The sequence below is a fragment of the Pseudomonas sp. AC136 genome, from assembly GCF_979258585.1.
This window is the reverse complement of the sequence record NZ_OZ409865.1, coordinates 4,917,660-4,931,619: the sequence shown is the minus strand read 5'-3', so window position 1 is coordinate 4,931,619 and position 13,960 is coordinate 4,917,660. Positions and strand designations below refer to the sequence as shown.

General features: G+C 59.9%; 14 protein-coding genes. 9 read left to right on the top strand and 5 right to left on the bottom strand.

Annotated features, from left to right (window positions below; genetic code table 11):
* Positions 1-137: 137 nt before the first annotated feature.
* Positions 138-473 (bottom strand): ferric uptake regulator family protein, encoded by a 336-nt coding sequence (locus tag ACZZZU_RS22095; RefSeq protein ID WP_122496804.1) that lies wholly within the window; start codon positions 471-473, stop codon positions 138-140.
* Positions 474-855: 382 nt separating this feature from the next.
* Here ACZZZU_RS22095 and ACZZZU_RS22090 point away from each other — a divergent pair, with 382 nt between their 5' ends.
* The 6 genes from ACZZZU_RS22090 to ACZZZU_RS22065 all read left to right on the top strand — a co-directional run bounded on the left by ACZZZU_RS22090 (position 856) and on the right by ACZZZU_RS22065 (position 6,371).
* Positions 856-2,049, top strand: a complete 1,194-nt coding sequence (locus ACZZZU_RS22090; protein ID WP_463551823.1) for a PepSY-associated TM helix domain-containing protein — start codon at positions 856-858, stop codon at positions 2,047-2,049.
* Positions 2,046-2,594, top strand: a complete 549-nt coding sequence (locus tag ACZZZU_RS22085; protein ID WP_463551822.1) for a thiamine pyrophosphate-binding protein — start codon at positions 2,046-2,048, stop codon at positions 2,592-2,594. The genes ACZZZU_RS22090 and ACZZZU_RS22085 overlap by 4 nt, the downstream gene beginning before the upstream one ends.
* Positions 2,591-2,911 carry a hypothetical protein gene (locus ACZZZU_RS22080; RefSeq protein WP_122496797.1) on the top strand — a complete coding sequence of 107 codons (321 nt, stop codon included), beginning with the start codon at positions 2,591-2,593 and terminating at the stop codon, positions 2,909-2,911. Before ACZZZU_RS22085 ends, ACZZZU_RS22080 begins: the two co-directional genes overlap by 4 nt.
* A gap of 111 nt (positions 2,912-3,022) precedes the next feature.
* A complete protein-coding gene (locus tag ACZZZU_RS22075; protein WP_463551821.1) occupies positions 3,023-3,670 on the top strand; it encodes a 7-cyano-7-deazaguanine/7-aminomethyl-7-deazaguanine transporter in 648 nt (215 codons plus the stop codon).
* A gap of 294 nt (positions 3,671-3,964) precedes the next feature.
* On the top strand, positions 3,965-5,431 hold the full coding sequence (locus ACZZZU_RS22070) for a nucleobase:cation symporter-2 family protein (protein ID WP_122496794.1): 1,467 nt from the start codon (positions 3,965-3,967) through the stop codon (positions 5,429-5,431).
* Between the two features lie 127 nt (positions 5,432-5,558).
* Complete coding sequence (locus ACZZZU_RS22065; RefSeq protein ID WP_463551820.1) at positions 5,559-6,371, top strand: outer membrane protein OmpK; 813 nt, start codon at positions 5,559-5,561, stop codon at positions 6,369-6,371.
* A gap of 345 nt (positions 6,372-6,716) precedes the next feature.
* On the opposite strand, the gene ACZZZU_RS22060 is transcribed toward ACZZZU_RS22065, so the two are convergent.
* From ACZZZU_RS22060 to moaA, 3 genes are all read right to left on the bottom strand, one after another.
* A complete protein-coding gene (locus ACZZZU_RS22060; protein WP_122496790.1) occupies positions 6,717-7,166 on the bottom strand; it encodes a PA2169 family four-helix-bundle protein in 450 nt (149 codons plus the stop codon).
* 210 nt (positions 7,167-7,376) lie between these two features.
* Positions 7,377-8,195, bottom strand: a complete 819-nt coding sequence (locus tag ACZZZU_RS22055) for a substrate-binding periplasmic protein (protein ID WP_463551819.1) — start codon at positions 8,193-8,195, stop codon at positions 7,377-7,379.
* A 161-nt stretch (positions 8,196-8,356) separates the two neighbouring features.
* Positions 8,357-9,361 (bottom strand): GTP 3',8-cyclase MoaA, encoded by a 1,005-nt coding sequence (gene moaA, locus ACZZZU_RS22050; RefSeq protein WP_463552174.1) that lies wholly within the window; start codon positions 9,359-9,361, stop codon positions 8,357-8,359.
* Between the two features lie 314 nt (positions 9,362-9,675).
* On the opposite strand from moaA, the gene ACZZZU_RS22045 reads away from it, so the two are divergent.
* Positions 9,676-10,314 carry a TetR/AcrR family transcriptional regulator gene (locus tag ACZZZU_RS22045; RefSeq protein ID WP_463551818.1) on the top strand — a complete coding sequence of 213 codons (639 nt, stop codon included), beginning with the start codon at positions 9,676-9,678 and terminating at the stop codon, positions 10,312-10,314.
* 179 nt (positions 10,315-10,493) lie between these two features.
* Here the strand turns inward: ACZZZU_RS22045 and ACZZZU_RS22040 are convergent, their stop codons facing one another.
* Positions 10,494-10,925, bottom strand: coding sequence for a GlcG/HbpS family heme-binding protein (locus ACZZZU_RS22040; RefSeq protein ID WP_122496786.1), 432 nt, complete (start codon positions 10,923-10,925; stop codon positions 10,494-10,496).
* Between the two features lie 327 nt (positions 10,926-11,252).
* Here ACZZZU_RS22040 and gcl point away from each other — a divergent pair, with 327 nt between their 5' ends.
* Together gcl and hyi are read left to right on the top strand one after the other, a co-directional pair.
* Positions 11,253-13,028, top strand: coding sequence for a glyoxylate carboligase (gene gcl, locus ACZZZU_RS22035; RefSeq protein WP_463551817.1), 1,776 nt, complete (start codon positions 11,253-11,255; stop codon positions 13,026-13,028).
* Between the two features lie 145 nt (positions 13,029-13,173).
* Complete coding sequence (gene hyi, locus ACZZZU_RS22030) at positions 13,174-13,956, top strand: hydroxypyruvate isomerase (RefSeq protein ID WP_463551816.1); 783 nt, start codon at positions 13,174-13,176, stop codon at positions 13,954-13,956.
* Positions 13,957-13,960 lie beyond the last annotated feature (4 nt).

The following is a 13,960-nucleotide window of genomic DNA, read 5'->3' as shown; positions in this document are numbered from 1 at the left end:
CGGTACGCCTGATCGAGCCTGGATCCCCGCGTTCGCGGGGATGACGGTGGTGGCTGAGCGGGTTTCGGTTTCCCCGCAGAAAATCTGATTGCCGACAGCTCGAACAGAGGCGAAGCAAATCCAGGCGAGAAACGCCCTCACCCCGCCCTACGCTGCCCCGCCATATCCAAGGCATCCGACACCAGCGCATAGCCCTGCGCATCGTTACGCCACACCAACCCGCCTTGCCACATGCGGCGCAGCGCCTGGCTGAGGCAGAGTTGGGATATCGGCACTTGGGCGTCAATCAATCGCGCATGCATTTCCTGCAACGTCAGGGCCTGGCCTTGTTCGCTGCATTCGCACAGCACGTCGAGAATCTTCAAGCGCGGCTGGCTGCATTTCAGGCCAGCGGCGCCGAGGATGCGTTTGAAGCGCTGGTTACTGTGCTGAGCGGGCAAGCTGCTCAGGCGCGCCATTTGAGGCTGGTTCATGGTTGAACCTCGCGTTTGCTGAAAGACATCGCCACGTCGTATCCACTCGCCATTGCCAGAGCCACCCTGCCCTCGTTCGGTCTGTTCACTCGTTTCATGTGCCACTCCTTGACCCTGGCGCTCGTGGAAAAATGTGGCGCCTTATTAACAAGACGGATGAGCCGGCAAAAAACCGCAAAAGATTCTGACGATAGGTCGAAAAATTTTCCGTCCCGCTTCTGCCTCGCCACGCTGGACACATTTTCTTGCATCTGCCGGTGCGGGTTTTGCCCACGCTATCCGTCTTGTACATAGGGACGTCTGAAACCACGACTTTCCGCCCCCGCGTTTTCGTAGCGCTGTGTAGCGCTGGTCCTTTCCTCCAGTTAAGCCCTTTTTGTTTATGTCGAAAAAAACCCGCGCAAAAACCTGGTTTCTCGTGCACAGCTGGCTGGCGCTGCCCATCTGGTTTTTCCTGCTAATCGTTTGCGTCACCGGCACGCTGGCGGTGGTCAGCCAGGAAATTGTCTGGCTGGCCAACCCGGACATCCGCGCCAGCCAACCGAACGACGACGCCCAGCCGTTGAGCTATGGCCAGGTATTGGCCGCCATCCACAAAGAGCGGCCAAAGCTGGCGGTGGAATGGTTGGCCACCCCCGACGAATCGCATTTCGCCCTCACCGCTCAGGTCAGCGAACCGGGCGGCGGCACCTACCGCTTGTATATCAACCCTTATAGCGGAGCGATTCAGGGCGTCAGCCCGACGTTCGACTTCAGCGCCTTCACCCGCGCGCTGCACGGCTGGTGGCTGGTGCCGTTCACCAATGGCTATAGCTGGGGCTGGTATTTGGTGTCACTGCTTGGCTTGCCCATGCTGGTGTCGTTGATCACCGGACTGGTGGTGTACAAGCGCTTCTGGAAAGGCTTCTTCACCCCGCGCCTGCGCTTTAACCAAGGCGCGCGAATTTTCTGGGGCGACTTCCATCGCCTGAGCGGCATCTGGTCGATCTGGTTTATCGCGGTCATTTCCATCACCGGCACCTGGTTCCTGATCGAGGCGCTGCTGTCCGATCTGCACATTTCAATTTCCACCGAAGGCCCACCGGCTTTTGTTTCCCGCCAGGAAATAGCGCTGACTGCAGACGGTCTGGCACCGCCGCAACTGGGCCTGGATCAAATCACCGCCATCGCCGCAGCGCAGATTCCCGGCCTCGACATCAGCTTTATTTCCATGCCCGAAGATGCCTTCAGCCATTACAGCGTCGGCGGGCGCGGCTGGTATCCGTTGATGTATCAAACCGCCGAGATCAACCCGTACACCGGCGCGGTAGCCGGCGCCAACCTGCTGCAAGACCGCAGCGCGCTGGAGTTCGTCACCGAGTCGATGCGCCCACTGCACACCGGCGATTTCGGCGGGATATGGATCAAGCTGATCTGGTTTTTCTTCGGTTTGGTGCTGAGCATGATGGTGCTTAGCGGCTTGCTGATCTGGAGTAAGCGCACCGTGCAAGCCACTGCCAACCTGGCCAAACGAACGCAGCGGGTTCGTCCGGATGCTGCCGCCACGCTTACCCCGGCGTCGGAGGTGCAGCCATGAACAAAGCCATCACTGCGCCACGCCGCCAACCAGCCCTGCACCGCCTGTGGCACAAATACCGCTTTCATCTGAATATTTTGCTGGTGTTGATTCCGCTGGGTTTCATGCCCGCTTACTTGCAGAACGCAGCGATGTTTCGCGGCACATTAGGGCTGGGTGAGCGCGACATCGGCGAGTTCACCGTCGGCCCGTGGTCTGCCCGTGTGGCCGAGTGGCACGCGGGCGACCCGGAAGCCGAAGGGCAGGCCGGCAACATGAAGGAATTCACTGTTGCGCTGTGTGAGCGCTGTTTGCCGCAGGTGAAAGCGGCTTACTTGCGCATCGGCAAACCGCGCAGCTTGCGCACCGCCGGCGCGTTGCTGTCGGGCAGCCCGTACCGGCTGATGGCCGAAGTGGTGGTGCCACGCAACACCACGGCCGGCAGCGAGTTGTGGCTGACCGTCGAAGGCTGGGACGGCAGCGTGCACCAGACAGCCATTCCACTCGCCACCGCCTCGCCCTCACTGGTGAGTTGGCTAGAACGCCAACCCGGAGCCCGCCCATGAACCGCGCCCTGCCTTTGCTACTCGCCAGCCTTGCACTCGGCCTGAGCCCCCACACGCAAGCCCATGGTCTGTATTGCCAGTGCCAGCCTGTGGCCGACGGGCAAGTGCGTTGCAACGGCGGTTTGTCAGACGGCACCGCCCTGCCCGGCGCCGCGCTGGATGTGATTGGCTACGATGAAAAGCCACTGATCACCGGCAAGCTGGGCGAGGATTCGAGCTTCACCTTCCCCCGCCCCGATGGCGAGTTTTACGTGCTGATGGAACTGGGTCCTGGCCATACGGTAGAGGTCGATCACACCGACATCCCAGCGCCATAACTCCACCCATCAGCCGAGTCCGACGCCAGTAAGCACGCGGTGCGCGCAGCAGGTAGAATGCGCGCCGTTTCCATGGGTTCCCTAACCCCATCGATCAAAAAGGTCCTGCTTATGTCCCTGATTTCTGCCGACCGTCGGCGTGGCGCGCTGACGTTTCTGGTGCTGTTCCACATCGTCATCATCATTGCCAGCAACTACCTGGTGCAGCTGCCAATCACGCTGTTCGGCTGGCACACGACGTGGGGCGCGTTCAGTTTCCCGTTTATTTTCCTGGCCACCGACCTCACCGTGCGCCTGCTCGGCAAAGGCCCGGCGCGCCTGGTAATTGCCCAGGTGATGGTGCCGGCTCTGGTGGTCTCGTACATCGTCTCGGTGCTGTTTCAGGAAGCCAGCTTCCGTGGCGTTGGCGCCCTGCTGAAATTCAACGAGTTCGTGCTGCGAATTTCCCTGGCCAGCTTTCTGGCCTATGCGCTCGGGCAGATTCTCGACATTCAGGTATTCGACCGTTTGCGCCAACTGCGCCAATGGTGGGTGGCGCCCACGGTGTCGACCATCTTCGGCAACCTGCTCGACACCTTTGTGTTCTTCGCCGTCGCCTTCTGGCACAGCAGCAACCCGTTTATGGCCGAGCACTGGGTGGAAATCGCCACGGTCGATTACGGCGTGAAGCTGACCATCAGCCTGCTGCTGTTCGTGCCGCTGTATGGCGTGTTGCTCAATGCCATCTTGCGCGTACTGGCGGGCCGCCCGGCCCGCTAAGTCCTGCGCTGCTTATCGAGGCTAAAGCCTCTCCTACAGATCCGAGCGGTCGCTGTGGGAGACGCTTTAGCCTCGATTCCTTCCGTCTCGACCATGGCTTTTCGCCAGCCGCGCGCTTTCGGCCCGCCCATCAATTTTGTGCACAATCCTAAATAAAATTGTTCCACATCCTGTCCACAAGTGATTATGATCGGCACATTCTGACCAGGTAGACAGATTTTTCATCCTGGCGGACAGAGGGTCACTGACCCTCGTGAGCCCATGACCGAATAAAAACAATTGGCAGGCGCAACTATGACTACACCCGATAGCTCCACCCGCTCGGACCTCATCTACGGTCTTAACGACCGCCCGCATTTCAGTGCAGCGTTGTTCGCCGCCCTGCAACACGTTCTTGCCAGCTTCGTTGGCATCATCACCCCCACCTTGATCATCGGCGGCGCCCTGGGCCTGCAGAGTGAAGTGCCGTACCTGATCAGCATGGCGTTATTCGTCTCTGGGCTGGGTACGTTCATTCAGGCGCGGCGCTTCGGCCCGGTAGGCTCCGGTTTGTTGTGCCTGCAAGGCACCAGCTTTGCCTTTATCAGCGTGATTCTCAGCGCCGGTTTTATGGTGAAGTCACGCGGGGGCGGCACCGATGAAATTCTCTCGACGATTTTCGGCGTGTGCTTTTTCGCCGCGTTTATCGAAGTCACGCTCAGCCAGTTCATTGGCAAGTTGCGCAAGCTGATCACCCCGGTGGTGACCGGCACCATCATCACCTTGATGGGTCTGTCGCTGATCAAGGTGGCGGTTACTGACATGGCCGGCGGTTTCGGCGCGGCCGACCTCGGCGCCCTTACCAACCTGGGCCTGGCCTTTTTGGTGCTGGCGATCATCGTGGTGTTGAACCGTTTCGACATCCCGATTCTGCGGCTGTCCGCCATTATCATCGGCCTGGGCATCGGCTTTGTCGTGGCGTGGGCGATGGGCAAGGTGGACTTCGCAGCCATGCCGGACGTCGCTGCGGTCAGCATTCCGGTGCCGTTCAAGTACGGGTTCTCGTTTGACCTGTATGCCTTTATTCCGGTCGCGGTGATCTTCCTGATTACCCCGCTGGAAGCCGCTGGCGACCTTACCGCCAACTCGATGATTTCCCAGCAGCCGGTGCGCGGCCCTGTCTACATCCGCCGCATCAAGTCGGGCTTGCTTGCCGACGGCCTCAACTCGGCCATGGCCGCTGTGTTCAACAGCATGCCAATGGTGACGTTCGCGCAGAACAACGGCGTGATCCAGCTGACCGGCGTGGCCAGCCGCTACGTGGCGTATTTCATTGCCGCCCTGCTGGTGCTGTTGGGCCTGTTCCCGGTGGTAGGCGCGGTGTTGCAGCTGATGCCAAAACCGGTGCTCGGTGGCGCCACCTTGATTATGTTCGGCACCGTGGCGGTGGCCGGTATCAAGATTCTTTCCGAGGCGGGTCTACACCGTCGCAACATGCTCATCGTGTCGATCTCGCTCGGCCTGGGCCTGGGTGTTGCGGCAGTGCCGGAGGTGCTGCGCGAGTTGCCGAGCGCGCTGCATAACATCTTCGAATCGCCGATTACCGTCGGTGCCTTTGCCGCCATCCTGCTGAATATCTTCCTGCCGGAAGAGTACCTGGACGAAGTGGACGAGCATGAGTTCGACCCCGAGGCGTCGATTGTCGAAGTGATGCAAAACCCTAGCGACGACGACATCGCCCTCGACCAGGCGCGTGCGGCCAAAGCCAGCCTGCAAAGCTGACGCGCCCGCCTCGCCCCGTTCAACTCAAACGCTGCACAGCGTCCGCACCTCGCCAGGGTCGGGCGTTGTGCGGCGTCTGGGCTGCAAGAGCTGCACTACCCTCACTAAAAACAACAAGGAAAACCCCATGAACCTGAAGCGTTTGCCGCACTGCCTCGCGCTGTCTGCCGGTCTGTTCACTGGTAGCCAGGCTGCGTTGGCGGATGACCTGCTGCAATGGCAGAACAACAGCCTGACCTACCTCTATGGCCAGGATTTCAAGGTCAACCCTGAAATCCAGCAAACCGTCACCTTCGAGCACGCCGACGGCTGGAAGTACGGTGACAACTTCCTGTTTATCGACAAGATTTTCTACAACGGCAAAGCCGACTCGGGCGTTGGCAACAACACCTATTACGGCGAATTCAGCCCGCGTTTCTCGCTGAGCAAAATCACCGGCGAGAAGATTGGCTTCGGTCCGGTCAACGATGTGTTGCTGGCCTTCACCTACGAATTCGGCGAAGGCGATGTGGAGTCGTACCTGGTAGGCCCGGCGTTCGACCTGAACATCCCCGGCTTCGACTTCTTCCAGCTCAACTTCTACAACCGCCAAACCGATGGCAACCGCCCTGGCGATGACGTTTGGCAGATCACCCCGGCGTGGAGCTACACCATTCCAGTCGGCGGCTCGGACATCCTGATCGATGGTTTCATGGACTGGGTGGTCGACAACGACGAGAACGCGCGCGGCACGTACCACGCCAACCTGCACTTCAACCCACAGATCAAATACGACCTGGGCAAAGCGCTGCATTGGGGCGAAAAGCAGCTGTACGTCGGTATCGAGTACGACTACTGGAAAGACAAATATGGCATCGACGACGACAGTTTCCTCGGCGACGAGATTCTGCAAGGCACCGACCAGAACACCGCGAGTCTGCTGGTGAAGGTGCACTTCTAAACCGGTTTCGGGGTGGCGAACGGCTGCTGGGTAGGCAGAGTTGTTCGTCATCCCGAAAGCTAAAAACTCGAGGCTAAAGCCTCTCCTACAAGGACGTGTTTGCTCCTGTGGGAGAGGCCTTAGCCTCGAGCTTTTGATCTAGGAAAAAGGCAGGGTTGTTCGTCATCGCAACGCAAAAAACTCGAGGCTAAAGCCTCTCCTACAAGAACGTGTTGCTCCTGTGGGAGAGGCTTTAGCCTCGAGTTTTTGATCAAAAAAAAGGGCGAGTCGCATGCAGCGACCCGCCCTTTTCACGTTAACCGACGACGGATGAGCGCCGGTTAACGACCACCGGCGGTGCCCGTGTTAGCTGGCACGCGCCATGTTGCGCAGGGCTTTCACCTGATCGTGGTTGCGCTGTACGCCTTGGCGTTGTTTTTCAACGATGCTGCGCACGTTCGACGGCAGCTCTTTTTCCAGCGCTTCGTTGTAGTGCTTCAGGGCCACGTCTTCGCCGCGCTCGCATTCGTTGAGAATGGCGGTTTCGCTATGGCCGGTGAGTGCGCTTTTCAGGTTCACCCAGCCGCGGTGCAGGTCGCCCGTGGTGCTGGTGCTGGTTTCCGGGTCGCCGCCCAGGCTGCGCACCAGTTGCTGTAGCTCGCTGGCCGCAGCCGCACATTCCGCGGCGCGCTGGCTGAACAAGCCTTTGAGTTCGGCATTTTCAACGTCGTTCGCGCACTCACGGAAGCCTTTCTCACCGTCTTTGCTGGTCTCGATCAGGTTGTTGAGTACCGAGATAGTGTCTTTGCTTTCCATGGTCAAAATCCTCTTTTGGCGAGCAGCGTCACGCTGCAGGTTGTTGGCCGATGTGCCCGTTTGGGCTTTATCGACCGCTCGCAAAAATGGACGTGACCCGTTGCGTAAAGGTTCAGCACATTCGCCGACCGGTACGCGCAAGCGGCAACCGACAACCGCGCTAAAACGCAGGCGCGGCGCGGCGTCTAACCGCTTGTCAGGGCCGCAGATTCACGGCGCCGGCTTGGCTTTCTGGCGCTTGAGAAAATCGACTTTCCACTGCTCCAGCCCCATAAATTCCGAGTCGAGATTGGCCTCGACCTGGTACTTGTCTTTGAGCGCAGCGATGGCCTCGTGTTGCTCGGCGAGAAACTGGTCAAAGCGCTGAATCAGCTCGGGATGCTTGCTGCTCGACAGGTGAAAGGTGCCGCGCGTGTACGGGAGTTTGGAGTCGAACACCAACGCACCGGGGCGGGCGCGAATGTTGTCTAGGTAATAGGTGGCGACCACCACGTTGAAGTAGGCGCCATCGGATTGTTTTTTCAGCGCCAGCTTGATCATCGCGGGCAAATCCTCGCCTTCAATCAGGCGCGTCTGCTTGGACTCGATGCGAGCCTGATACGCCCAGGGCGTCCAGCCGTTGACGATGGCCAGCCGTTGCAAGGTATCAACGCCCTGCCCTTGCTGCTTGGGCGGCACCAGCACGCCGTCGACGTAATTCACCACGGCCTGGCTATAGCGCAGGTTTTTGCCGGCTTTCTGCTCTTGCGCCCAAGTGCTGTTGTCCGGGTATTTGAAATCCACTTCGCCCTGCAGCAACGCCGGCAGCAGCCGCTCGACGGGCAACGGCCGGTACTCCAACTGCACGCCGGCTTTGACGGCAAACAGGTCAAGCACTTCCCGGGCAAAGCCGGAATAGTTGCCCTGTTTGTCGGTGGCGTAGTGCGGCAAGAACGGCGTGTTTTCCACGCCGACGACATAGGTTTGGGCGTTGGCGGTGGTGGTGATTAATAGCGCGGCGATGGCGGTGCAAACGAGCTTCGGTTTCACGGCAGTTTTCCTGTTTTTGTTTTTGTGAAGGGACGGCACCCTGCGCGCCAGCAGGATCAATGGTGTTTCCAGGAATCGAGGCTAAAGCCTCTCCCACAAGGGCAGCTCGGGCCTGTAGGAGAGGCTTCAGCCTCGAGCTTTTCATTCCCCGTATTGGCAGTTCAGCCGCCAGTCATGCTCATAAACCGCAGCACCTGCACTTGCTCGGCTTGGTCGAAGTGATGGCGTTCGGGCTTCAGGTGCAGGGCGTTAACCAGCGCCTGACGCAAGCGCTCGCTGTCGCCGGGATGGGCACGCATCAGGCCTTTCAAATCGAGGGCACCTTCGTGGCCGAGGCACAGCACCAGCTTGCCCTCGGCAGTCACGCGCACGCGGTTGCAGTCGCCGCAAAAGTTGTGGCTGTGCGGTGAGATAAAACCGACCTGGGTGTCGCTGCCGACCACCTGCCAATAGCGCGACGGTCCGCCGGTGACGCGGCTGCTGCGCACCAGGGCGAAGCGCTGTTCGATTAGCGCGCGCACTTGGTCGCTGGAGCAAAAGGTCTGTTCGCGTTGATGGCTGGTGACCGAGCCCAACGGCATTTCTTCGATAAAACTGATGTCCAGCCCGCGCTCGACGGCGAACTGCACGAGGTCATGTACTTCGTCATCGTTGCGCCCGCGTTGCACCACGCAGTTGAGCTTGATGCGCGCGAAGCCCGCCGCCCGCGCGGCCTCGATGCCGGCGAGCACGTGGTCCAGCGCGTCGCGGCGGGTGAAGGCGGCAAAACGCTCGCGCTGCAACGAGTCGAGGCTGATGTTCAAGCGCTTGACGCCCGCCTCGCGCAGCGGCGCGGCGAGGTGTCCGAGCTGCGAGCCGTTGCTGGTGATGGCCAAATCTTCCAACTCGCTGCGCGCGCCCAGGCGTTGCAGCAAGCCCACCACGCCCTTGCGCACCAGCGGTTCGCCGCCCGTGATGCGGATGCGTTTGACGCCCAGGCCGATAAACGCGTCGGCCACGGCGTACAGCTCTTCGAGGGTGAGAATCTGCGCGCGCGGGGCGAACTGCATGTCTTCGCTCATGCAGTACGTGCAGCGAAAATCGCAGCGGTCGGTAACCGACAAACGCAGGTAGGTGATGCGCCGCCCGAAGGGATCGACCAGGCTGGCGTCAGGTGCAAGCGGCAAGGACACGACGGATCTCCAACTGCTCAGGGAGCCGAAAAAGGGGACGTAAGAATTAGCTGACCACGAAGTCAGAAATGTACTCAAAAAATGCTGATCGCGTATACAAGAATTTTGCTCAGCCGATGTTCTGTAGGAGCTACCTTGGTAGCGAATGGGCCCTCTCACACATCAGCGTTTTCAGGATTCGCGAGCAAGCTCGCTCCTACAAAAAGCGCGGTTCCTGCCTGACATTGAGCCTCGCGCAAACGCGGTGCTACCATGCCCGACCACTCAGCAAGCCCATCGATGCGGTGCCACAGCAAAAGAGTCTTTAGATGACCAGTATCCGTGAGCGCAACAAAGAGTTGATTCTGCGCGCAGCCAGCGAAGAGTTCGCCGACAAAGGCTTCGCCGCCACCAAGACCAGCGACATCGCCGCCAAAGCGGGCTTGCCCAAGCCCAACGTGTATTACTACTTCAAGTCCAAAGAAAACCTCTACCGCGAGGTGCTGGAAAGCATTGTCGAACCCTTGCTGCAGGCTTCGCAGCCGTTCAACGAAGGCGGTCTGCCCGCCGATGTATTGCGCGCTTACATCCGCTCGAAAATCCGCATTTCCCGCGACCTGGCCTACGCCTCGAAAGTGTTCGCCAGTGAAATCATGCACGGCGCCCCACACCTGTCCGCCGAGCAAACCGCGCAACTGAACGCCCAGGCCAAGCACAACATCAGCTGCATTCAAGCCTGGATCGACCAGGGCCTGATGGCCAAGGTAGACCCGCACCATTTGCTCTTCAGCATCTGGGCTGCGACGCAGACCTACGCCGATTTCGACTGGCAGATTTCCATCGTCACGGGCAAATCCAAGCTCGACGACGCCGACTATGAGGCGGCGGCCGAGACGATTATTCGGATGGTGATTAAGGGGTGTGAGGTGAGTGAGGGGGCTGGGGCTAAGGTTAAGGTGGTTGGGTAAGGCGGTTTTTTGTACAGACGCTAATTGCGGTTACGTCCAGTGCTGTACCCGGCCGGAGATTCTGGATTCCCGCTTTCGCGGGAATGACGGAGTTGTAAGTAGAACCACCGTCATCCTCGCGCAGGCGGGGATCCAGAATTTCGGACCAATCACCGCTCCCTAATCAACCAATACCCTCCTTACCCAATATCCGCCTGCAACCCCGCCGCCAACACCCCCTTCACGGCACATTGTTCATCAATGTCCGACGTATCCCCACTAATCCCCACCGCCCCAATCACCTGATTATTCGCATCGCGAATCAGCACGCCGCCCGGCGCGGGAATTACGTTGCCTTGGGCCAGCGTGTTCACTGCCGCAATGAAACTCGGCCGTTGCTGCGCGTCATTGGCGATTTGGCGCGACGCCTTGCCGAGTGCCACCGCGCCCCAGGCTTTGCCGATGGCAATTTGCGGGCGAAGCATGCTTGAGCCGTCTTCGCGCAGCAGCGAAATCAAATGACCGCCAGCGTCCAGCACCGCAATGGTCAGGGGCGCTGCCGAGGCCGCGCGGCCTGCCGACTGGGCTTGCTCGGTGATCTGGGTGGCGAGTTGCAGGGTTAAAGCGCTCATGGGGTAAATCCCTTCTTGTAATTGAAAGCGTACGGAACACACCACCGGAGCAGGCAAACGCACCCGGCGGTGCAATCAAAAGACGGCTTAACTATCGCAGCCAAAACAAAAAACGCAAGCTATCGATACAATCCAGCGAGCTTTTGTATACATACAATTTCACCCAACCCCACGCCGCCGCTGAAACCCGCGCTAAAACAGGCGTTTTAAATCTGTTTCGCCTTGCCGCGCTTTGCCCGCGAAAAAATGTTGACCTTAAAGTCATGGCCTGAATAGAATCCGCCACAGCAAGTTGTATACAATTTAAGAACAAAAGAGGCACAACAAATGGCCAAAATGAGAGCAATCGAGGCAGCCGTCCTCGTTATGCGCCGCGAAGGCGTCGACACCGCGTTTGGTATTCCCGGCGCCGCCATCAACCCCCTGTACGCCTCGCTGAAAAAAGTCGGCGGCATCGACCACGTTCTGGCTCGCCACGTGGAAGGCGCTTCGCACATGGCCGAGGGTTACACCCGCACTAAAGCGGGCAACATCGGTGTGTGCATCGGCACCTCCGGTCCTGCCGGCACCGACATGGTCACTGGTCTGTATAGCGCCAGCGCCGACTCCATCCCGATTCTGTGCATCACCGGCCAGGCGCCGCGTGCCCGTATGCACAAGGAAGATTTCCAGGCCGTCGATATCACCAGCATCGTCAAGCCAGTGACCAAGTGGGCAACCACCGTCATGGAACCGGGCCAAGTGCCGTACGCGTTCCAGAAAGCCTTTTATGAAATGCGCAGCGGCCGCCCGGGCCCCGTGCTGATCGACCTGCCGTTCGACGTGCAGATGGCTGAAATCGAATTCGATATCGACGCCTACCAGCCGCTGCCGCTGAGCCGCCCGGCCGCCAACCGCGCCCAGGCCGAGAAAGCCCTGGCGCTGCTGAACGACGCCGAGCGCCCCTTGCTGGTAGCCGGCGGCGGCGTGATCAACGCCGATGCCAGCGATAAGCTGGTCGAGTTCGCCGAATTGGTCGGCGTGCCGGTTGTTCCAACCCTGATGGGCTGGGGCACCATTCCAGACGATCACCCGCTGATGGTCGGCATGGTCGGTCTGCAAACCTCGCACCGCTACGGCAACGCCACGCTGCTGGAGTCGGACCTGGTGTTCGGCATCGGTAACCGTTGGGCCAACCGCCACACCGGTTCGGTGGATGTATACACCGAAGGTCGCCGCTTTATTCACGTGGATATTGAGCCGACGCAAATCGGTCGCGTGTTCAACCCGGACCTGGGCATCGTTTCCGACGCCGGCGCCGCGTTGGATATGTTCATCACCGTGGCCAAGGAATGGAAAGCCGCTGGCAAGCTGAAAAACCGTGCCGCCTGGCTGGATTCCTGCCACCAGCGCAAACGCACCCTGCAGCGCAAAACCCACTTCGACAACGTGCCGGTTAAACCGCAGCGCGTGTACGAAGAAATGAACGAAGCCTTCGGCAAAGACACCTGCTACGTCAGCACCATCGGGCTGTCGCAGATTGCCGGCGCGCAGTTCCTGCACGTCTACAAGCCGCGTCACTGGATCAACTGCGGCCAGGCCGGCCCGCTGGGCTGGACCATTCCTGCCGCGCTGGGCGTGGTGAAAGCCGACCCAAGCCGCAAAGTTGTCGCGCTGTCTGGCGACTACGACTTCCAGTTCATGATCGAAGAACTGGCCGTGGGCGCGCAATTCAACTTGCCGTACATCCACGTGGTGGTGAACAACTCCTACCTGGGCTTGATCCGTCAGGCACAGCGCGGTTTCGAGATGGACTACTGCGTGCAGTTGGCCTTCGAAAACATCAACGCGCCGGAGCTGAACGGCTATGGCGTGGACCACGTGGCGGTCGCTGAAGGTCTGGGTTGCAAGGCCATTCGCGTGTTCGAGCCGAACGAGATCCAGCCGGCCCTGCGTCAGGCGCAAGAGTTGATGGCACAGCACCGCGTACCGGTGGTGGTGGAAATCATTCTGGAGCGCGTGACCAACATTTCCATGGGCACCGAGATCAATGCCGTCAACGAGTTCGAAGACCTGGCACTGACCGGCTCGGATGCGCCGACTGCGATTTCGTTGCTGGACTAACCGCAGCCCTCACCCCCTGCCCCTCTCCCGCAAGCGGTAGAGGGGAGCCGACTAGCGCATTTCAGTCCCCTCTCCCGCTCGCGGGAGAGGGCTAGGGTGAGGGGCTTTTGCGTTGCCCCTCCCATGCAAGCTGAGGAGAAAAGACATGCCACGCTTTGCCGCCAACCTGTCCATGCTGTTCACCGAAGTGGACTTCCTGGACCGTTTCGACGCTGCCGCCCACGCCGGCTTCAGCGGCGTTGAATACCTGTTTCCGTACGACTTCCCCGCCGAAGAAATCAAAGCCCGCCTGAACACCCACAAGCTGGAGCAGGTGCTGTTCAACCTGCCCGCCGGCGACTGGGCCAAGGGTGAACGCGGCATCGCCTGCCACCCGGACCGCGTTGAAGAATTCCGCGCCGGCGTAGACAAAGCCATCGCCTACGCCAAGGTGCTCGGCAACACGCAAATCAACTGCCTGGCCGGCATCCGTCCGCAAGGTCCGGATTGCGCCACGGTTGAGCAAACGTTCGTAGACAACCTGAAATACGCGGCTGAAAAGCTGCAAGCCGCCGGTATCAAGCTGGTCATGGAAATGATCAACACCCGCGACATCCCCGGCTTCTACCTGAACACCACCAAGCAGGCGCTGGCCATTCGCGACAAGGTCGCCAGCAGCAACCTGTTCCTGCAGTACGACATCTACCACATGCAAATCATGGAAGGTGACCTGGCCCGCAGCCTGGAAGGCAACCTGGCCGTGATCAATCACGTGCAGTTGGCCGACAACCCTGGCCGCAACGAGCCTGGCACGGGCGAGATCAACTACCGCTTCCTGTTCGAGCACCTGGACCGCATCGGGTATCAGGGCTGGGTTGGCTGTGAATACAAGCCTGCCACCACCACCGCCGCCGGTCTCGGCTGGCTCAAGACTCATAACGCCATCTAAGGAG